The organism is Nonomuraea thailandensis (assembly GCF_024172165.1).
Lineage (GTDB): Bacteria > Actinomycetota > Actinomycetes > Streptosporangiales > Streptosporangiaceae > Nonomuraea > Nonomuraea thailandensis.
The window spans coordinates 5,269,458-5,288,579 of the sequence record NZ_JAMZEB010000002.1 but is presented as its reverse complement, the minus strand read 5'-3'; the positions used below and the strand labels follow the sequence as shown (position 1 = coordinate 5,288,579).

The 19,122-nt window shown below is 72.7% G+C and carries 17 protein-coding genes and 1 pseudogene; 4 read left to right on the top strand and 14 right to left on the bottom strand.

What is annotated here, in order from left to right; genetic code table 11:
• Positions 1-40: 40 nt before the first annotated feature.
• Positions 41-178: pseudogene (locus HD597_RS66950) on the bottom strand (ATP-binding cassette domain-containing protein); the annotation flags it as partial.
• Between the two features lie 76 nt (positions 179-254).
• Between HD597_RS66950 and HD597_RS27900 the strand changes: the two are divergent.
• Together HD597_RS27900 and HD597_RS27895 are read left to right on the top strand one after the other, a co-directional pair.
• Positions 255-719 (top strand): hypothetical protein, encoded by a 465-nt coding sequence (locus HD597_RS27900; RefSeq protein ID WP_253745812.1) that lies wholly within the window; start codon positions 255-257, stop codon positions 717-719.
• Positions 716-1,312 carry a TetR/AcrR family transcriptional regulator gene (locus HD597_RS27895; protein ID WP_253745811.1) on the top strand — a complete coding sequence of 199 codons (597 nt, stop codon included), beginning with the start codon at positions 716-718 and terminating at the stop codon, positions 1,310-1,312. Before HD597_RS27900 ends, HD597_RS27895 begins: the two co-directional genes overlap by 4 nt.
• A 55-nt stretch (positions 1,313-1,367) precedes the next feature.
• Here the strand turns inward: HD597_RS27895 and HD597_RS27890 are convergent, their stop codons facing one another.
• The 4 genes from HD597_RS27890 to HD597_RS27875 all read right to left on the bottom strand — a co-directional run bounded on the left by HD597_RS27890 (position 1,368) and on the right by HD597_RS27875 (position 6,578).
• Complete coding sequence (locus HD597_RS27890; protein ID WP_253745810.1) at positions 1,368-2,363, bottom strand: phosphotransferase family protein; 996 nt, start codon at positions 2,361-2,363, stop codon at positions 1,368-1,370.
• Positions 2,364-2,412: 49 nt separating this feature from the next.
• Entirely contained in the window at positions 2,413-3,603 is a 1,191-nt protein-coding gene (locus HD597_RS27885) for an acyl-CoA dehydrogenase family protein (RefSeq protein WP_253745809.1), read from the bottom strand.
• 40 nt (positions 3,604-3,643) lie between these two features.
• Positions 3,644-4,426: a CPBP family intramembrane glutamic endopeptidase gene (locus HD597_RS27880; protein WP_253745808.1), complete on the bottom strand. Its 783-nt coding sequence runs from the start codon at positions 4,424-4,426 to the stop codon at positions 3,644-3,646.
• Between the two features lie 184 nt (positions 4,427-4,610).
• The gene (locus tag HD597_RS27875) at positions 4,611-6,578 is read right to left on the bottom strand and encodes an alpha/beta fold hydrolase (protein WP_253745807.1); all 1,968 of its coding nucleotides are present in this window, start codon (positions 6,576-6,578) and stop codon (positions 4,611-4,613) included.
• Positions 6,579-6,670: 92 nt separating this feature from the next.
• On the opposite strand from HD597_RS27875, the gene HD597_RS27870 reads away from it, so the two are divergent.
• Positions 6,671-7,015, top strand: coding sequence for a DUF6285 domain-containing protein (locus HD597_RS27870; RefSeq protein ID WP_253745806.1), 345 nt, complete (start codon positions 6,671-6,673; stop codon positions 7,013-7,015).
• 47 nt (positions 7,016-7,062) lie between these two features.
• Here HD597_RS27870 and mctP read toward each other — a convergent pair whose 3' ends face one another.
• The 4 genes from mctP to HD597_RS27850 form a co-directional block, all read right to left on the bottom strand.
• Complete coding sequence (gene mctP / locus HD597_RS27865) at positions 7,063-8,670, bottom strand: monocarboxylate uptake permease MctP (protein WP_308210706.1); 1,608 nt, start codon at positions 8,668-8,670, stop codon at positions 7,063-7,065.
• Positions 8,667-8,876: a DUF3311 domain-containing protein gene (locus HD597_RS27860; RefSeq protein ID WP_185105968.1), complete on the bottom strand. Its 210-nt coding sequence runs from the start codon at positions 8,874-8,876 to the stop codon at positions 8,667-8,669. Before HD597_RS27860 ends, mctP begins: the two co-directional genes overlap by 4 nt.
• A 230-nt stretch (positions 8,877-9,106) precedes the next feature.
• Positions 9,107-9,736, bottom strand: coding sequence for a carboxymuconolactone decarboxylase family protein (locus HD597_RS27855; protein ID WP_253745805.1), 630 nt, complete (start codon positions 9,734-9,736; stop codon positions 9,107-9,109).
• Positions 9,736-10,284 (bottom strand): VOC family protein, encoded by a 549-nt coding sequence (locus tag HD597_RS27850; RefSeq protein ID WP_253745804.1) that lies wholly within the window; start codon positions 10,282-10,284, stop codon positions 9,736-9,738. Before HD597_RS27850 ends, HD597_RS27855 begins: the two co-directional genes overlap by 1 nt.
• A 78-nt stretch (positions 10,285-10,362) precedes the next feature.
• Here HD597_RS27850 and HD597_RS27845 point away from each other — a divergent pair, with 78 nt between their 5' ends.
• Positions 10,363-11,253: an SDR family oxidoreductase gene (locus HD597_RS27845; protein WP_253745803.1), complete on the top strand. Its 891-nt coding sequence runs from the start codon at positions 10,363-10,365 to the stop codon at positions 11,251-11,253.
• Here HD597_RS27845 and HD597_RS27840 read toward each other — a convergent pair.
• The 5 genes from HD597_RS27840 to HD597_RS27820 all read right to left on the bottom strand — a co-directional run bounded on the left by HD597_RS27840 (position 11,244) and on the right by HD597_RS27820 (position 19,030).
• Positions 11,244-12,185 carry a helix-turn-helix transcriptional regulator gene (locus tag HD597_RS27840; RefSeq protein ID WP_253745802.1) on the bottom strand — a complete coding sequence of 314 codons (942 nt, stop codon included), beginning with the start codon at positions 12,183-12,185 and terminating at the stop codon, positions 11,244-11,246. The genes HD597_RS27845 and HD597_RS27840 overlap by 10 nt on opposite strands.
• Positions 12,167-13,747 (bottom strand): CocE/NonD family hydrolase, encoded by a 1,581-nt coding sequence (locus tag HD597_RS27835; RefSeq protein WP_253745801.1) that lies wholly within the window; start codon positions 13,745-13,747, stop codon positions 12,167-12,169. Before HD597_RS27835 ends, HD597_RS27840 begins: the two co-directional genes overlap by 19 nt.
• Positions 13,748-13,805: 58 nt before the next feature.
• On the bottom strand, positions 13,806-14,669 hold the full coding sequence (locus HD597_RS27830) for a DUF4394 domain-containing protein (RefSeq protein ID WP_253745800.1): 864 nt from the start codon (positions 14,667-14,669) through the stop codon (positions 13,806-13,808).
• Between the two features lie 100 nt (positions 14,670-14,769).
• Positions 14,770-18,261, bottom strand: a complete 3,492-nt coding sequence (locus HD597_RS27825; protein WP_253745799.1) for a S8 family serine peptidase — start codon at positions 18,259-18,261, stop codon at positions 14,770-14,772.
• A 136-nt stretch (positions 18,262-18,397) separates the two neighbouring features.
• Positions 18,398-19,030: a TetR/AcrR family transcriptional regulator gene (locus HD597_RS27820; protein ID WP_253745798.1), complete on the bottom strand. Its 633-nt coding sequence runs from the start codon at positions 19,028-19,030 to the stop codon at positions 18,398-18,400.
• Between the last annotated feature and the right edge of the window lie 92 nt (positions 19,031-19,122).

The window sequence follows — 19,122 nt, the reverse complement described above, 5'->3', positions numbered from 1 at the left end:
GGCTCTGCGTGGAGACGTCCAGCGCGCTCACCGCCTCGTCGCAGACCACCAGCCGGGGGCCGGGGGCCAGCACGCGGGCGATGGCGACCCGCTGCCGCCGGCCGCCCGACAGCTCGGACGGGTACCGGTGCGTGCAAGCAATCCATGCACGCCGGACCACTTGTCCCCTTGCGTCCATGATTCATCCGGCGCCCGCCTGCGGAAGATCGGATATCGGCCCGGACCCGGCCGCCCCCGGCGTAAGGTGTGCCGATGTGAAGCGCGACCGCCGCCCCCGCTCCCTCCTGGCAGCCGCGGCGGGCCTGGCCGCCCTCGCCCCCGTCTACTACCTCACCGAGGCAGCCGCCCGCTGCCTGCGCACCGGCCACGCCGCCTTCGCCCCGGCCCCCACCGGCCTGGCCTACCTGGCGGCGGTGGCCGTCATCGTCACGCTGCTGTCCGCCTGGCCCGCCGCCGCGCTCGGCTGCGGGGTACCGCTGATGGCGGCCGGCGTCCTGTTCGCCCTCGACCTGGACGCCGCGATGGGCCTGGCGGCCACCCTGCCGTGGGCGCGCACCGGCGGCCTGCCGTGGTCGCCGCCGGGCGGCGCGCCGTGGGCCGAGCTCGCCGAGCCGCCCGGCACCCTGGCCGGCATCAGCGGCCTGTACGCGCTCATCGGCGCCCTCCTGGTGCTCTCGGCGCTGCCCCGGCCCCGCCGGCGATCTATCCTGGACCTGTGAGCGGGCGGGATCCGGATCGGCGCAGGGCGCTGCTCGACGCGGCCGACCGGGTCATCATGCACCAGGGCCCCGGCGTGTCGATGGCGGCCATCGCCGCCGAGGCGGGCATCACCAAGCCCGTCCTCTACCGCCACTTCGGCGACAAACACGGCCTCTACCAGGCCCTGGCCGACCGCCACGTGCGCACCGTCATCGCCCAGCTCCGCCCCGGGTTCGCCGCGACCGGAGCCGACCTGCGCGGCAGGGCGAGGGCGGCCATCGGCGTCTACCTCGACCTGATCTCCGCCAACCTCAACCTCTACCGGTTCCTGTTCCACCGGGCGGGCGCCGAGGACAGCAGGATCCGCTCCCACATGACCTCGCTGGTGCGCAGCCTGGGAGAGGAGCTCGGCGGGGTGCTGGCCGCCGAGCGGGTGGTGCCCGACCCGACGCGCGCCCAGGTCCTCGGGCACGCGTTCGTCGGCATGGTGCAGACGACCGGCGACTGGTGGCTCGACCATCAGGAGGTGGACCGCGACCAGGTGGTGGAGAGCCTGGTGGACGTGATCGCCGGCGCGCTCACCTCCTGGAACGCGGGAGCCGGGCACGCCTGAGCACCCGCGGCCCCGCGCCGGTCAGGAGCCCCACCGCGGACGGGCCCCGGCGCGTTCACCAGCGCACGCCCGGCAGCGGGTGCTCCGGCCGCTCGCGCAGCAGCCGCAGCAGGTCCCACTCGTTCTCGCACACCCGCCGCCCGATCGCGGCCAGCTCCACCGAGCGGGCGCCGCCGCGCAGGTGCCGCATCGTCTGCATGACGCAGATGACGCCCCACTTGAGCACGCCGAACGTCTCCCACCAGCGCAGCGCGTCACGATCGACGGCCTGCCCGCCGGCCTCCTCGTAGGCGTGCACCAGGTCGCTGTAGCCGCCGAACCCGCCCACCGGCAGCGGCGAGCCGAACCGCCACGCCTTCACGCACAGCCACCCGAGATCCTCCAGGGGGTCGCCCGCGTGCGCGAGCTCCCAGTCGAGCACCGCCCTGATGCCCTCCGGCCCGACGATGAGGTTGCCGTTGCGGAAGTCGCCGTGCACGACCGTATGCCGCCGGCCGCGCGGGCGCGTGGCCGCCAGCCGCCGCAGCGCCAGCTCGAACACCGGGTGCGGCTCGCCGAGCTGGTCGAGCACCTCCCGCCACTGCAGCAGCGGGTCCTGCGGCTCGGCCTGCCGCTCGTCCGGCGGCGCCGGCGGCTGCAGCGCCGACAGGGGCATGCGGTGGATGGCGGCCAGCGCCTGGCCGCACTGCCGCGCCAGCCGCGGCCTGGCGGCCGCGTAGGCGTCGTCGCGCAGGATCTTGCGCGGGATCGTCTCGCCGGGGACGCGGGTCATGAGGATGTACGTCTCCCCGCAGGCGATGATCCGCGGCACCGGCACCCCGGCCCCGGCCGCGGCCCGCATCAGCCGCGCCTCCGCGGCCAGGCCCGCGCCGGCCTCCGGCGCGGCGCCAGGGGAGTCGAGCCGCAGGATCAGCTCGTGCCTGCCGCCGCCGGGCGTGCTCACGTCCAGCGCCCACGTCTCCCGCGAGGCCCCGCCGGGCAGCCGGACGGCGGCCTCGATCGCCGCCTCGTCCCCGAACGCCTCGCGGACGATCGTGTCCCGGTCGTTCATCGAGCCACCTCTTGGCCGGTGATGTGCCTGGCGGTGATGTGCCTGGCGGTCATCGCAGGCCGAACTCCCAGGAGCCGCCCGCCGCGTACTCGCCCAGGATCCGCCGCCCCACGGAGTCGATGTGCACCTCGTCGGGGCCGTCGTAGATGCGCCCGGCCCGCGCGTGCCGGTACATGCGGTCCAGCGGCGTGTCGGGCGTCAGGCCCGCGGCGCCGTACACCTGGATGGCCCGGTCGATCACGTTGTGCAGCATGCGCGCGCCCACCACCTTGATCGCCCCGATCTCGACCCGGGCCTCCGAGCCCCGGTCGATCGCCTCGGCGGCGTGCAGCGTGAGCAGCCGCGCGGACTGGATCTCGGTGTAGGAGTCGAACACGTGCTGCCGCATGAGCTGCTTGGCCGCCAGCGGCTGCCCGAACGCCGTGCGCTCGTGCAGCCGCAGGCACATCAGGTCGAAGGCCCGCTGCGCCTGCCCCAGCCAGCGCATGCAGTGGAAGATTCGCCCGGGCCCGAGCCGCCGCTGCGCGATGACGAAGCCCTTCCCGCGCTCGCCGAGCAGGCTCGACGCCGGGACGCGGACGTCGTCGTAGCGCACCTCGCAGTGCGCCCCGTCCAGGCCCAGCACCGGCGTCTCCCTGACGATCGTGTACCCCGGCGTGTCGGTCGGCACCACGATCATGGAGAACGCCAGGTGCGGCGGCGCGTCCTGCTCGGTCCTGCACATCACGGTCGTGTACGCCGCCCGCGACGCGCCGGTCGTGAACCACTTGTGCCCGTTGATCACCCACTCGCCGCCGTCGAGCTCGGCGTGCGTGCTGATCTGCGTGGGGTCGCTGCTGGAGACGCCCGGCTCGGTCATCGCGAAGCTGGGCGAGATGTCGCCGCGCACCAGCGGCTCCAGGAACCGCTCGCGCTGCTCGGGCGAGGCGTGCTCGTGCAGCATCAGAGAGTCCTGCAGTGTGTACGTGCCCAGCGCGAGCTGCCCGTACTCGCTGCGCCCCTGCACCTCGTTGACGTAGACGTAGTCGAGGAACGGCAGGCCGCCGCCGCCCAGCTCGCGCGGATGGCCGAGGGCCCACAGGCCCTCCTTCCTGGCCTGGGCGCGCAACTCGTCCAGCGCCGCCGCGGCCGCCGGCCCGCCCGCGTGCAGCACGGGCTCGGCGGGCTCGACCCGCTCGGTCATGAACGCGTGCACGGCGTCGCGTACCGGCCGGACGCTGTCAGGGACCGCGAAGCTCATGATTCGAACCCAACCCGAAAGCCGGGCGCCGGTCAACGGTTCAGGGCAGCCAGCTCACCCGGCCGCGCAGGAAGGCGTACCCGACGAAGGCGACGGCGTCGATGAGCGTGTGCGCCATGATCAGCGGCATCGACCGCCCCCACTTCTGGTAGGCCCGCCCGAACACCAGCCCCATCACCACGTTCCCGACGAACCCACCGAAACCCTGATACAAGTGGTACGACCCGCGCAGCAGCGACGACACCACCACCGCCTTCCACGGCGTCCACCCGGCCTGCCCCAGCCGGTGCAGCAGGTACCCGGCGACGATGACCTCCTCCAGCACCCCGTTCTGCGCGGCGGCCAGCAGCAGCACCGGCACTTGCCACCACTCCTGCGGCAGCGCCCCGGGCACGACCGTCAGGTTCACGCCCGCCGCCCACACCACCAGGTAGAACGCCAGCCCGGACCCGCCGATCGCGGCGGCGAGCAGCGCGCCGCGCGCCAGGTCGCCGCCCGGGCGGCGGAAGTCCGCGCCGATCGTCCGCAACGACTCGCCCGAGCGCACCATCAGGTACGCCACCAGCCCCACCGGTGCCACCGCGATCGCGATCTGCACGAGCTGCAACGCCAGGTCCAGCCAGGGCCTGCCGGGCGCCATGGACCCGACGAGCACCGCCTGCTGGCCCTTGAGCTCGCGCGGCGCCGTCAGCGACCCGATCAGCCGCACGAGCGCCACCAGCGCGCTGGCGCCGAGCGAGACCGACATCACGACGAAGAGCTCGGCCTTGATGAGGCGGGGTCCGAGCACGTGAGCCGGTTCGAGGGGGGACTGAGTGTGCATGTGCGCAGACTAGCCGGTACATGATCCGATGCTGATAAGGGCGACATGTCCCCCCGGCTCGCCGGGGGGACATGTCGGGTCTCGGGGTGGCGGGGGGACGTGTCGGGTCACGGCTTGCCGGGGGATATGCCGGGTCACGGGGCGCCGGGCTCGCTCCCCCCCGGGGGTTGTGGGGCTGCGGCGATCAGCGTCGCTCGCGGGCCTCGAACCGCGTCCCGTCGAAGGAGCCGGACAGCGCGGGCCGCTCCCGCGCGGTGAACGCCTCCCACTCCAGCTCGATCCGGTGCGCCGCGCCGCCCGGTACTCCCGCCTCCGTGACGCCGAGGGAGGCGGTGGCCCTGCCGTCCGGCGCGAGCGTGATCCGGCCGCTCACCGCCACCCCGGGCACGAAGGCGGCCCGGTCCAGGTCGATGGTTCCGTTCCCGAAGGCGACCTGCCCGCCTCGCAGCCCGGGCTGGGTCGTCAGCCGGGCGTGGACGAGGTTGTACGGGTTGCGGCGCGCCACGGCGTCGGCTGCGGTGGCGTACACGGCCGCCAGCACCCGCCGCCGCCCCACATCCAGCCCCACGTCCGGTCCTGCGCCCGGCCCCGCGTCCGGTCCCGCGCCAGGCCCCGCGTCCAGGTCCGCGGCCGGCACCGGTTCGACCTCGTCCAGGGACCGGGGGAAGGCTCCGGCCGCCCGGTAGTTCTCCGCGCCGCACCGCTCCCGCGGCACCCGGTGATCGGTCACGAACGACCGCAGCATCGTACGGACGCACTCCCCGGCCTCCCCGGCGCCCCAGGCGAGGCTGTGCGTCCCGAACGGGACCCGCACGAACGTCGCCCGGGGAAAGGCGCGCATCGCGCGGGCCACCTCGGCGGGCGTCTGGGTGTCGAAGTCCCCGCCCGCCACCAGCACCGGCATGGCGGGCAGGGCCGCCCGCGGCGGCAGCACGGGGCTGTGGCGCGGCGTCGGCCAGTTCACGCAGAACTCCAGCCCGGACCGCACGTCCAGACCGAGATCGGCGGGCGTGTACGGCGCCAGCGGCCGCTCCCGCTCGTGGTACCGCCCGAGCTGCGCCAGCCGCTCCCCGGGGCTCGCGTCCCGGTCGTAGGGGAAGGCCCCGTCGCCGCAGCGGTAGGCCAGGTAACCGGCCCACTCGGGGCCCTCGACCGGCTGGGCGGGAGCGCCCTTCAGCACGCGGGCCAGCCGCCGCAGCGGCTCGGGGTCGCCGGCCAGGTAGGCGGTGGCGGCGGCGTTGGCCTCCCGGCCGAACACCGGCTCGGTCATCCGTTCCACGCTCCGGAGGGCGAGGAGGGGCACCTCGGGGTCGGGGTGCTCGCGCAGGCGCGCCACCAGCCGCGCGTAGGTGCGTCCGGGGCCGCCGGGCAGGGCGCGGCAGGCACGGGAACGCTCGCAGACGAAGCCCATGAGGTCCGGCCTGGAGCGCATCGGCCACAGCGCGTAGCCGCCGGGTGAGGTGATCGTCGTGCTGTCCAGGAACGCCGCGGCCAGGCCCTCGGGGTGGCGGGCGGCGTACGCCTGGGCGTACACGGTGCCGTAGGAGTTGCCGTAGAAGGTGACGGGGCCGGCGCCGAGCGCGCGGCGTACCGCGTCGAGGTCGTGCGCGGCCTGGTCGGCGGTGTAGAAACCGATCCTCGGCCCCAGGCGGGCGGCGCAGGCGGCGATCGTGTCCGGCTCGGTGAGCTTCAGCCCCGGGCATCGCAGCGGCGACGACTTGCCCAGGCCGCGCGGGTCGACGACGAGCAGGTTGTGCTGCTCCAGCACGGGGCCGAGCGCCTCCCGCACGCGCGGCAGGGCCGGCAGCGCGGGCAGGGGGCCGCCAGGGTTGGCCACGACGGTGCCGGTCGCGCGTCCGGTGGCGCGTCCGGTGGCGGGGAGCCAGGCGAAGGCGACCTCGATGCGCTCCGAGGAGGGGTCGCTCCAGTTCAGCGGCACACTCACCGTGCCGTCGCACCGGGCCGTGGCACGGGCACACTCGTGCGCCGCCACCACGAACGCACCGGCGGTCGCCCGCGCCTCCCCAGCGGAGGCCCCGATGGCGGTGACGCGCGCAGGCGTCTGCCCTGCGGACGTCTCGGCTGTGGCGACGGCGGGCGCGAGCGCCGCCGACAACGCGAGGCCCGCGGCCACGAGGGCTCTGATGTCCATGCCCCCACCCTCACCCGCGATCTGCGCCGATTCCTCCGGCGCGGGAACGATTTCGCCTTGGGAGCAGGCTCCCACTCTGCTAAGGAGGAGCTGTGAACGCTCCGCACGACGTCCCCACCGCGGCCGAGCTGGTCGCCGCCGTCCGCGACTTCCTCGAGACCGACGTGCTCCCGGCCGTGGACGGCCGGGTCCGCTACCACACCCGCGTGGCCATCAACGTGCTCGGCATGGTCGAGCGGGAGATCGAGCTCGGCCCCGCCCAGGCCGAGCGGCACGCGGAAGGCCTGGCCGCGCTCGGCGTGGCGGACGACGCCGAGCTGGCCGCGGCCGTCCGCGAGGGCCGCCTGGCCGACGACGACGCCCTCCTGGCGGTCCTGGAGCGGGCGGTGCGCGCGAAGCTGGAGGTGGCCAACCCCGGTTATCCGGCCCGGGAATGACCGCGCGGCCCGCCCCCGGAAGGGGACGGGCCGCGGCGGTGAGAGGGTCAGTGGGATCCGGTGAGGTCCAGGTCCTTGACCTTCGGGTCGCCCTCGTCGACGAAGTAGTCGTCGCGGGCGGTGGCGTCCTCGCCGTCGGCCACCTTGACGGCCTTGAAGATCATCGTGCCGAGGACGGCCACCACCAGGTTGACGGCCAGCGCCAGGAACCCGGCGTAGATCGTCATCTTGGTGTCGAAGCCGAAGTTCGACAGCGGGAACGCCGAGCCGCCGAAGTGCGCCTTGCCGTTGGCCGGGTTCGGGATGAGGTACAACATCCACATGCCCGCCGACAGACCGGCCGCCCAGCCCGCGATCAGGCCGCCCTTGTGGAACCAGCGCGTGTAGAGGCCCAGTCCCACCGACGGCAGCGTCTGCAGGATGATCACGCCGCCGATGAGCTGCAGGTCGATCGAGAACTGCGGGTCGAGCAGCAGGATGCACAGCACCGCGCCCACCTTGACCACCAGCGACACCAGCTTGGAGACGTTGGCCTCCTGGGCGTCGGTGGCGTTCTTGTTGAGGTACTCGCGGTAGATGTTGCGGGTGAACAGGTTCGCCGCCGCGATCGACATGATCGCCGCCGGGACGAGGGCGCCGATGCCGATGGCCGCGTACGCCACGCCGGTGAACCAGTCGGGGAACATCTGGTCGAACAGCACCGGCACGATCGTGTTCGTGTCGGTCTTGCCGTTGGCCGTGACCGGCTTGGTGCCCGCCGCGATGGCCATGAAGCCGAGCAGCGCGATCAGGCCCAGCACGAGGCTGTAGGCGGGCAGCGCCGACATGTTCCGCTTGATGACGTTGCGGTTCTTGGAGGCGAGCACGCCGGTGAGGCTGTGCGGGTACAGGAACAGCGCCAGCGCCGAGCCGAACGCCAGCGTGATGTACTGGAGCTGGTTGTTGGCGTTGAGGATGTGGCCGTCGCCCGGTGCCGGGCTCGCGTCGAACTTGGCCTTGGCCGCGTCGAAGATCGAGTCCCAGCCGCCCAGCCTCGACGGGATGTAGATCACCGCGGCCAGGATCACGATGTAGATGAGCGCGTCCTTGACGAACGCGATCAGCGCGGGCGCGCGCAGGCCGGACTGGTAGGTGTAGGCGGCCAGGATCGCGAACGCGATGATGATCGGCAGGTGCCCGGTGATGCCCATCGCCTTGAGCACGGCCTCGATGCCGACGAGCTGCAGCGCGATGTACGGCATCGTCGCGACGAGCCCGGTGATCGCGATCACCAGCGCCAGCGTCGGCGACCCGAACCGGGCCCTGACGAAGTCGGCCGGCGTGACGAACCCGTGCACGTGCGAGACCGACCACATCCGGGCCAGCACCAGGAACACCAGCGGGTACACCACGACGGTGTACGGCAGGGCGTAGAACCCCAGCGCCCCGGAGCTGAACACCAGCGCGGGCACCGCCACGAAGGTGTAGGCGGTGTACAGGTCGCCGCCGATCAGGAACCAGGTGATCCAGGAGCCGAAGCTCCGCCCGCCCAGGCCCCACTCGTTCAGGCTGGCCAGGTCGTTGGGCCGCCGCCAGCGCGAGGCCACGAAGCCCATGCCGCTGACGATCAGGAACAGCACGATGAAGACGACCAGCTCGGTCGTGTGCCCGCTCACTTGGTCATCCTGTAGACGATGGTCGTGGTCACGACGCCCACCACGATGAACGCCATCTGGAGCCAGTAGAAGAGCGGGAAGCCCAGCAGGCGAGGCTCGTCGGCGTTGAACAGGAACGTCAGCAACGGCAGCACGATCGGTACGACCAGCAGCCAGTTCCACGGGCTGCGGTCGGTGCGTGGCTGCCCGGGTTCCCCGGTAGTCATCGTCCCTCCGATGAACGGATCAGGACCCGGCTGTTGACCGGGTCCTGACGTGTGTGTCAATGGAGGGAGGTTAGCTTTTCGGGGATATTAAACCCAATGTCCGCGATGTTACGGTTTGGCCTAAATGTCGAGATGAAATCTCGCTATCTGAGACAGGCGCGCCACGCGGACCAGCCGAGACTCTAACGAGGGGCGCCGGTGAACGGGATCGCCGATCGGCGGGCGGTCGATTACTCGCGACGAATGGTCAGGTCCTCGGCGATGTCCCGGGCGCCGTACCCGTCGGGCGCCGGCACCTCCACGATCGGGTCCGGCCGGTCGTCGAACTCCAGCCGCAGCGCCCGCGCCATCGTGGCGTGCATCTCGTACAGGCACGTCACGTACGTCAGCTCCAGGATCTGCTCGTCGGGCAGGTGCCGCCGGAGCGCGCCGAACACCTCGTCGTGCACCCGCCCGCCGTCCAGCACCAGCGCGTCGGTGTAGGCCAGCACCGCCCGCTCCGGCTCGTCGAACAGGTCGCTGACCGCCCAGTGCGCGACCGCCTGCACCTTCTCCTCCGGCACGCCGAGCGCCCGCAGCTGCTTGCAGTGCTGGGAGTAGACGAACTGGCTCTGCCGCGCCCACCCGGCCCTGACCTGCCCCAGCTCGCGCAGCACCGGGTCCAGCGCGGTGCCGCGGTAGAGCTCGAAACCCTTGACGCAGTGCCGGAAGATCTTCGGGTCGAGCGCGAAGACCTCCCACCAGTCGCCCGGCGAGCCGGTGGCCGTGCCGGAGCCGTCGGGCAGGATCAGCCGGTCGTGGAAGAACGCGACGACCGGGTCGGTCATCTCCTCCCGCGGCACCCGGCGCAGGCGCGCCATCACACGGTCCGGTCCGCCGCGGTCCTGGGCTCGTGCCGCACGTCGCCGGGCCGGCCGACCTGCCGGGTCCAGGCGGCGAACTCGACCAGGATCCCGTCGGGGTCCTTGAAGTAGATCGACCTGACGAACACCCCGTCGTGCGGCTCGGGCGCCACGCCGAACTCGCTGTCGTCGTGGTTGAGCAGCACGCCCACGTCGATGCCCTTGGCGATCAGCCGGTCGCGGTACTCCTCGATCTTCTCCGGCGGCACGTCGAAGGCGAGGTGGTTCATCGAGCCGACGGCCGACAGCAGCTCGCCGCGGTCGGGCAGGTTCTTCGGCGCCGACACGCCGGGCACGCCGTCGGGCGCGTCGGGGAACCAGAAGAACGCCAGCGCGTTGCCGCCCCCGCAGTCGAAGAAGAAGTGCTGCCCCCAGCCCATCGGCAGCTCGATGGTCTTGATCAGCGGCATGCCCAGCACGCCGGAGTAGAAGTCGACGGTCTGCTTCATGTCCGAGCAGACCAGCGCGACGTGGTTGACCCCGCGGAGCTCGAATTCGCCGTTCATAGTAATTCCCTACTTATCACAGGGGTTCGCCGAAAAACATGACATGAGGTGTCGGCTTTGCCGGGCACGCTGGGCCGCATGATCGCATTGGTGGCGGGCGCGACCCGCGGAACGGGACGGGGCATCGCGGTGGCGCTGGGCGCGACCGGCGCGACCGTCTACTGCACCGGCCGCAGCACCCGGGAGGGGCGCTCGGAGATGAACCGGCCGGAGACCATCGAGGAGACGGCCGAGCTGGTCACCGCGGCCGGCGGCGCCGGCATCCCGGTGCGGACCGACTTCCTGGAGCCGGACCAGGTCGCGGCCCTGGCCGAGCGCGTACGCGGCGAGCAGGGCCGGCTCGACGTGCTGGTCAACGACGTGTGGGGCGGCGACCACCTCTGGTCGTGGAACACGCCCGTCTGGGAGCACGACCAGGACAAGGGGCTGCGGCTGCTGCGGCTGGCCGTCGACACCCACCTCATCAGCGCCCGCCACCTGCTGCCGCTGCTCATCGGGCACGAGGGCGGCCTGGTGGTCGAGGTCACCGACGGCACCTGGGAGTTCAACCAGAGCCGCTACCGGGAGAACGTCTACTACGACCTGGCCAAGATGTCGGTCAACCGGCTGGGCTTCGCCTGGTCGAACGAGCTGCGCCCGCACGGGGGCACCGGGCTGACCGTCACGCCGGGCTTCCTGCGCTCGGAGGCCATGCTGGACAACTTCGGCGTCACCGAGGACAACTGGCGCGAGGCCGAGGCGGACCCGAGCTGGATGGTCTCCGAGACCCCCGCCTACCTGGGCAGGGGCGTGGCGGCCCTGGCCCTGGACCCGGACAGGCGGCGCTGGTCCGGCAGGTCGGTCTCAAGTGAGGAGCTGGCCCAGGCGTACGGCGTGACCGACGTGGACGGCAGCCGCCCGCGCGTGTGGAGCTACATCACCGAGGTGCGGGAGAAGGACGGCGAGCGCGCCTGGGAGGACTACCGGTAGAGGCGGGTCATGCGGGCGGCGGCCTCGGCGACCATCGCCCGCAGCTCCGGCGGGTCCAGCACCTCCGCCTCCGGCCCGAACCGCAGCACCTGCGAGAACGCCACCGGCACCGACTCCACCGCCAGCCGCACGGTCCCGTCGGGCTGGAGCGAGGCCAGCGCGTCCTCCAGCGCCGCCGGGTCGGCGACGTGCCGCAACATCCGCTGCCCCCGCTCGCTGAGCCGCAGCGTGACCACCTCGCGCAGCAGCGACCGGGTGAACCGCGCCGCCTGCTCGGCCCAGAAGGCCGCCAGGTCGAAGCCGGGATCCCGGTCGAACTGCTCCTCCAGCACGGAGATCTCGCCGAACCGGTGCACCCGGAAGATCAGGAAGCGGGTCCGGTGCCGCGCCGCCAGGTACCAGACCCCCGCCTTGAGCACCAGCCCGTACGGCTCCAGCACCCGCGGGCTGTCCTTGTAGACGGCCGAGACACGCCGGTCCCGCCACACGGCCCTGGCCAGCGGCGCCAGCGTGGCCGGCGGCGGGTCGCCGCCCGCGAACCAGCCGGGCGCGTCCAGGTGGAAGCGCTGCGCGGCGGTCACCGGGGCGTCGCGCAGCGCGGGCGACAGCGCGGCGGCCGCCTTCAGCCGCGCCGTGGCCGCCACGTCCTGCAGCCCCATCTCGCGCAGCGCCGCCGGCACCCCCGACAGGAACAGCGCCTCCGCCTCGGCCCTGTCCAGCCCGGTCAGCCGGGTGCGGTAGCCGTCGAGCAGCCGGTAGCCGCCGCCCCGCCCCCGGTCGGCGTAGACCGGCACCCCCGCCTCCGACAGCGCCAGCACGTCGCGGTGCACCGTGCGCTCGGAGACCTCCAGCTCCCTGGCCAGCTCGGCCGCCGTCATCCCGCCCCGGCCCTGCAGCAGCAGGACCAGCGACATCAAGCGTGCGGCGCGCACAGCGGCAGCACCACGGCGGAGGGATGGCCGGGGGAGTGGAAGACCTCGACGTCGGCGGGCGCCATCGTGCCGGCCGCGCCGAGCGGGCCGCCGGTGCCGTGGTTGCGGGCGATCGTCGGGTACGCCCCCGCCGCCACGTGCACCCTGATCCGGTGGCCGCGCCGGAACCGGTGCGCCATCGGCCACAGGTCCACCTCGACCCGGCGTACCCCGTCCGGGCCGCCGACGAGGCGGCGCACGCCCTCGCACACGTTCATGGAGCGCCCGTCCGGGTGCACGTCGCACACCCGCACCACCACGTCCGAGGACGGGGTGCTGGAGCGCACGAACAGCTCCGCGCGCACCGGGCCGACCATCTCCACGTCCGACTCCAGCGCCGGCGAGCTGTAGACCAGCACGTCGCGGCGCTGCTCCAGCCGCCGCTGGTCGCGCGGCCTGGAGTCGCCCAGCAGGACGGGGCCGCCGAGCGACGGCGTCGGATGGGACGGGTGGTAGCGGAAGCGGTCGGGCTCCGCCTCCAGCGGCCCCTCGACGCCGAGCCCGGACCCGTGCTGCAGGTGCCAGCGCTGCTCGCGCACGCCGGGCACCGGCCAGTCGGGGTGCTCGCGCCACTCCTCGGCCCCCGTCACGTAGATGCGCACCGGGTCGGGGCGCAGCAGCGAGCGGTCGCCCAGCAGGTGCGCGCGGAACCACGCCGACGCCTCGGCCATCGTCGGCCGGCCGTGCCGGGTGTCGATGTGGTACCAGGGCCCGATCGTCAGGTACGGCCGCCGGCCCGCCGCCCGCAGCGCCGCGTAGTCCTTGAGCTGCCAGGGCAGGAACACGTCGTACCAGCCGCCCAGCATGGTGACCGCGGCCTCCACCTCGCCCACCTTGGAGGAGAAGTCGCGCTTGTCCCAGTAGGGCACGGCCGGGTCGGCGTGATGCGCGAGGAGGTCCTGGTAGAACGGCAGTGGCCGCCCCGCCGAGGCCAGGTCGAGCTCCGCCACGGGGCGGCCCGACAGCACCGCCCTGCGGGTGAGCCGGGGCGCGGTCAGCACCGAGGTGCTGCCGCCGAAGCGGCGGGACATGCCGTCGGTGAGCGTGGTCCAGCTCAGCGCCGACTCCAGCGCGAACGCGCCGCCCACGTACGCCGCGTCCCTGAACTGGGAGGCGGTGATCTGCAGGGCCATGGCCTTGAGCTCCGATCCGGCGTAGGGCGCGACGGCCCACTGCGTGTAGCCGAGATAGGAGGGGCCGAACATCGCGAACGAGCCACCGTACCAGGGCTGCGCGCGCAGCCACGCCACGGTGGCCAGGCCGTCCTCGTGCTCGTCGCCGAGCGGGTCGAGCAGGCCGCCGGAGCCGAAACCGCCCCGGCAGCTCTGGATGACGACGTGGAAGCCCTGCCGGGCGAACCCGCGGCCGTAGTACCAGCCGAACAGGCCGCGCCGGCCGTACGGGGAGCGCATCAGGATGACGGGGGCCCGCTCCCCGCCCGCGGGGGCGTAGTGGTCGGCCAGCAGCCTCACGCCGTCGGGCATCGGCACCGGCAGGTCGCGGTGGAGCCGTACGCGTCTCATATACCAACCAGTAACATAGCCGCCCGGCGTGCGGTAGCCCGGGGCGGCGGTCGCGCGATCAGCCGAGCTGGACCGCGATGTCGCTGACCTGGCGGTCCGACGGGAACGTTCCAGCCACCGTGGCCGCGCCGGTAAGCACGTCCACCGTGTAGAAGCGGTACCCTCCGCCCGCCCTGAGCGTGGCGTAGCCGGTGTTCGACACCGTCACGCCCTTCTTGAGCCGGCTGTAGACGTCGAAACCGGCGTCCGCCGCGGCGTCCACGCCCAGCTTGCCCGTCGGCGCCAGGTTGCCCGCGTTGGCGGGAGACTGCGCCGAGACCTGGTCGGCCGTCGTGTCCACGTCGAACAGCGTGGTCGCGGTGGCCGCGTCGAGGTCGTTGTTGGTGTAGCCGGCACCGGTCACGCCGAGCGCGGTCGCCCCGGCCGTCGCGGGCGGCACGGGCGGGTTGGTGAGCGGGCCGTCGGTGGCGGTCTGCCCCGAGGCGGGCGCGCCGTTCGGGTCGTCCAGGTTGTGCCGCAGGTTCTGGCCGGTGTCGCTGATGACGCGCAGCCGGTTGGCGGCGGGGTTGAAGTCGACCCCGAAGGTCTGGCCGTTCAGCGCCACGGTGAGCTGGGACACCTTGCTCGCCCTGGCCCTGCCGTCCACCGTGTAGACGCCGCCCTTGTCGCCCACCGCGTACAGCTTGCCGTTCTGCACCCGGTAGTCGATGCCGACGACCTTCGTGTCACCCTTGAGGCCGCTGATCCTGCCGATCCGGTTCACGCTCTTCGGGTTGCCGGCGTCGAAGGTCACCAGCTCGCCCATGGTGGTCAGGCCGGTGACGCGGGGGCCGTCGGCCCGGTTGTGAGCCTGCGCGGGCGAGGCCGCCACTACCGCGCCCGCGCCGAGCACCACTGCGGCGAGCGCCAGTTGCTTACGCATCAGATCTCTCCTTTGAAGGTGTTGCCTGCCTCCCTTCTTCGCATGAGCGGCGTTCACGGATGTCGCGGGCCCGCCACGGAGGCGGGCCCGCGACCGGGTTCTACGGAGCCGCCTTGTCGGAGCGCTCCGAGATGCGCAGCCCGTTCACGATCGTCGCGCCCTGCCGGGTCGCGAAGCGCACGTTGAGCTGCCCGTCGGTCACCTTCACCGTGTACTGCCTGGTCACCGCCGTGTACGTGCCCGACTCCAGCGCCAGGTCGAGCGCCGGGATCGCGAGCTGCCCCTCCACCAGGACGTCGAACACGCGCTGGCCCATCCGCATGTTCCTGATCTCGGCGAAGTTCAGCTCGACCGTGTACGTCCCGGCCGGCACGTTGTCGAACCGGTACTCCAGCATCGACTCCCTGGCCGTCCTGAACAGCGCCTGGTCCGCCGTGCCGGCGATCGTCCTGGACGTGCTCTGCGTGCGGTTCTGGCTGGTCAGGTAGCCGTAGCTCCCCGCGACGTACTTCTTGTCCGGCGTCCAGGTGTCACCGGCGGCGTCCACGAAGTTCCTCGTGGCGGCCGTGTCGATGGCCACCTGGTGCCTGGGCACCACGACCGTCACCTTCACCTCGATCGTGGGCTGCCTGCCGCTGGCCGACTTGATCAGCAGCTTGCCCTCGCGGAACGTGCCGGGCGCCACGCCGGCGCCGGACAGCTCCACCTTCAGGCTCACCGCCTGCCCCTTGGCCAGCTCGCCCGCCGCCGGCGTCACCGTGAACCACGGCTCGCCGGTCACCGTGTACGGCGTCGGCGAGCCCAGGTTCGTCAGCTCCAGCGCCCGCGTCCGGCTCGACCCGGTGGGCATCACCACGGTCAGCTCGGCCGCCGACGCGCTCACCCGGCCCGTGACCAGCGCCGTGTCGATCCGCGTCACCGCCGTCGCGGCCACCGTGACCTGCTGGGTGAACGTGCCGTAGTGCTCCCTGGACACCACGACCTCGTAGTCGCCGGCCAGCACCTGCCCGTAGAAGGTGCCGTCCGCGGCGGTCGTGAACGTGGCCACGCCGCCCACCTTCACCGTCGCCCCGCCGATCGGGTCGCCGTCGTTGGCGTCGGTGACCTTGCCGGTGACCAGGCCGTGCCTGCTGGCCGTGAACGTCAGGCCCTGCCCGGTCGCCAGCACCGGCTCCTCGTAGGAGTACAGCAGCGCGTCGTTGCCGGCCGCGTTCTCGACGCCGATCGTGGCGCTGCCGCCCCGGTCGCGCTCGCTCTCGATGTCCTTGTACCGGAACGCGATCGAGCCGTCCTCGCCCAGCAGCGCCGAGAACGACACCCGCTGCGCGCCCTCGTTGTAGAAGGTGACGTTGCGCCACTCCACCACGAACACGCGGTGCGGCGCCGTGCCCGTCACCGCCGTGTGGATCCCGGCCTGGCCGTCCACGATGAGATCGTCCCAGTAGGGGTAGACGGCGTTGTTGGGCGTGCCCGACGCCGGCAGCCGGCTGTTGCTGCCGGTCGTGACCCGGTCGGCGGCGAACGTGACGAACCCGTTCGTGCCGATCCACGCCCTGGTGTGCCCGGTGCCGTAGAACGGGACCGGGAACGGCAGCGTCACCTGCTGGGCCTCGTCGTCGCCGGTCAGCGCCAGCTTCTCGGCGCCCGCCACGTACTCCTGGGCGCCGCTCCTGCACGTGTAGCCGAAGTTGTCACCACGCAGCGGCAGCTCGATGTCCCTGGTCACGTCACCGGCCACCGTCACCGGCGCGGTCGCGGCGCTGGAACAGCGGGAGGAGGGCGTGACCGCCAGCTCGTACGAGCCGTGCGGCAGCGTCATCGAGTACCGCCCCGACGCGTCGGTCACCGCGCTCACCGGCGTGCCGGCGGCCTCGACCGTCGCGTTGGGCTCCGGCGTGCCGGCCGTGGCGACCGTGCCCGACACCACGCCCGTGGGCAGCACCGTCATCGGCACGTCCGCGGTCGCGGCCTGACCGGCGGTGATCGTGACGGCGGCGGTGGCGGTGGCGTGGCCGAACTTGGCCGCGCTGACCTCGTACTCGCCGGCCAGCAGGCGTGGGATGGCGTAGCGGCCGTCGGCGCCGGTGACCATGGTGCGCCGCATCGGTCCGGCGACCGTGACCGTCACGCCGGACACCGGCTCGCCGCCGGTCGTCACCGTGCCGGACAGGTCGCCCAGCCCCTCGTCGGGCGCGGCCAGCACGGCGGCGTAGGTGTCGAGCCTGCCCTCGCCCCAGATGTTGTTGTCGGCCGCGGTGCCGCCGCAGCTGGTGTCGCTGACGTCCACGGCGGTGCCGTCCAGCAGCGGCCGGGTGGCCGCCACGTTCCCCTGCAGGCCCGGCGAGCCCGACCAGATCAGCGCCACCGTGGCCGCCACGTGCGGGGAGGCCATCGACGTGCCGGTGAAGCTGTCGTAGCCGCCGGGGACCGAGGAGCGCACGTTGACGCCGGGGGCGGCGATGTTCGGCTTGATCTCGCCGTTCTCACCCTCGCCCTTGCTGGAGCGCGCGTAGAGCGCGTTGTTGACGTCGAAGGCGCCCGAGCTGTACGCGCTCTGGTACTGGCCCGGCGAGCCGCTGGTGTCGCAGGCGGGGCCCTCGTTGCCGTTGGAGAAGGCGGGGAAGATGCCGGCCGCCAGCCACGAGTCCACGACCTCCTTGTAGAACGGGTCGAACCCGTCGCCGCCCCAGGAGTTGTTGACGATGTCCGGCGCCAGGTCGGGGCGCGGGTTCAGGCCGTCGAGGTCGGTCGGGCGCACCACCCACTCACCGGCCTTGAGCAGGGAGGCGTCGGTGCAGGTGTTGACCTCGCAGCCCTTGACCGCGATCCACTTGGCGCCCGGCGCCACGCCGAGGCCGTTCGCGCCGACCATGGTGCCCATGACGTGCGTGCCGTGGTCGTTGTTGTCGCACGGAGCCGCCGACGGGCAGACGCCCGCGGGGTCGTACCAGTTGTAGTCGTGGGTGTAGGTGCCGTCCGGGTTCCTGCCCCGGTAGCTCGCGGCCAGGTCCGGATGGTCGAACTGCACGCCCGAGTCGATGTTGGCGACCACGATGCCCTCGCCGCGGTTGCCCAGCTCGTCCCACACCCGGGGGGCGCCGACCCGGTCGATGTTCCACTCGACCGCGTCGACTCTCGCCTGGGGGGTGCCGGCGACGGGCTCGGGCAGGGTGAGCGTGCGCACCGGGTCGATGCGCTCGACGTCGGGCAGGTTCGCGATCTCGGCGGCCAGCTTCCCGCCCGCCGTCACCTTGACCGCGTTGACGATCCAGAACGGGGTGTAGTCGGCGTGATGGGAGTCGAGCAGCTTGCGCAGGTCTCGCTGGGAGGACTCCGCCTGCTCGGACTTGGCCTCGAAGACCTGCTCGGCCTTCGCCTCCTTGGTCAGGGCCCGGCGGGCGCCGCTCAGGTCGGCGTCCCCCTTCATCCGCACCCAGAAGGTGGCCTTGTCGTCCTGGGCCAGACGGGCCTGGACTGTTGCGTCGATCTTGCCGGGATCCGGCGCCGCCTGCGCCGCGGCCTGCGGGACCAGCAGGCCGGCGACGGTCACGATCCCGGTGAGGATCGCGCGTAAGCGGGGGGTGTGGGGCACTGTCTCTCCTTCACGACACGGGGAGAGGTGATCTTTACGCCTCTGTCGAGAAGGGTGAAGAGATCTTGTTCGGAAAGCAAGAGGTGTCGTGAAAAGTTACTTTGCAGGCTGAAATGTAATCTGGTCAGTTGAAATATCAGCGTTCGGTGGGCATTGTCGCCCGATAACCGACCTGCTCCATGAGCTCCAGGAAGTGCGCCGCGATCGCTCCGGCGTCCTCCCGGTCGGGCTGGACGCCGACCTCGTGCAGCACCGCGCCGGTCAGCATCCGCTGCACCACGTCCACGTCCACCTCCCGGGGGAGCTGCCCGAGGTCGCGCGCCCGGCACAGCGTCTCGCGCACCACGGCCGCCCGCCGCCCGCCGTTGACCGTCCGGTACGTGCTCACCAGCTCCGGGTAGTCGTCGACGCTGCCGTACAGGCGGCGCAGCAGGCGGCGGTGGCGCGGCACCGCCAGGTAGGCCGCCCAGTCGCCGAACATGTGCTCCAGGTCGGGCCAGCCGGTGAAGCCGGGGTCGTGGTCGTGGTTGGCCCACTCCAGCGCCCGCACCAGCAGCTCCGTCTTGTCGGCGAAGCGGCGGTAGACCGTCGCCCGCGTCACCCCGGCCCGCCTGGCCACCTGCTCGATGCTGGTCAGCGCGGCGCCCTGCTCGATCAGCAGGTCGAGCGCGGCCGACAGGATGGCCAGATCGGCCTCCTGGCTGCGCGGCCGGCCGGGCGGGCGCGCGGATCGCGCGCCGCCGGTCGTCTCGTCCTGCTGCTCGGTCATGCCCCTCGCGTCACCATCTCGTCGTGCTCGTTCATGCTCGTCCCGCCCGATACCGCCCGGTACCGCCCGTCGTGCTCGTCCCGCTCGCCGGG

Coding starts and splice junctions, on each gene's coding strand:
- HD597_RS27885 (WP_253745809.1), bottom strand. CDS start 3,603: ATGAGCTTCGCGGTCCCTGACAGCGTCCGGCCGGTACGCGACGCCGTG.
- HD597_RS27820 (WP_253745798.1), bottom strand. CDS start 19,030: ATGACCGAGCAGCAGGACGAGACGACCGGCGGCGCGCGATCCGCGCGC.
- HD597_RS27880 (WP_253745808.1), bottom strand. CDS start 4,426: ATGCACACTCAGTCCCCCCTCGAACCGGCTCACGTGCTCGGACCCCGC.
- HD597_RS27860 (WP_185105968.1), bottom strand. CDS start 8,876: ATGACTACCGGGGAACCCGGGCAGCCACGCACCGACCGCAGCCCGTGG.
- HD597_RS27845 (WP_253745803.1), top strand. CDS start 10,363: ATGATCGCATTGGTGGCGGGCGCGACCCGCGGAACGGGACGGGGCATC.
- HD597_RS27855 (WP_253745805.1), bottom strand. CDS start 9,736: ATGGCGCGCCTGCGCCGGGTGCCGCGGGAGGAGATGACCGACCCGGTC.
- HD597_RS27835 (WP_253745801.1), bottom strand. CDS start 13,747: ATGAGACGCGTACGGCTCCACCGCGACCTGCCGGTGCCGATGCCCGAC.
- HD597_RS27890 (WP_253745810.1), bottom strand. CDS start 2,363: ATGAACGACCGGGACACGATCGTCCGCGAGGCGTTCGGGGACGAGGCG.
- HD597_RS27850 (WP_253745804.1), bottom strand. CDS start 10,284: ATGAACGGCGAATTCGAGCTCCGCGGGGTCAACCACGTCGCGCTGGTC.
- HD597_RS27875 (WP_253745807.1), bottom strand. CDS start 6,578: ATGGACATCAGAGCCCTCGTGGCCGCGGGCCTCGCGTTGTCGGCGGCG.
- HD597_RS27830 (WP_253745800.1), bottom strand. CDS start 14,669: ATGCGTAAGCAACTGGCGCTCGCCGCAGTGGTGCTCGGCGCGGGCGCG.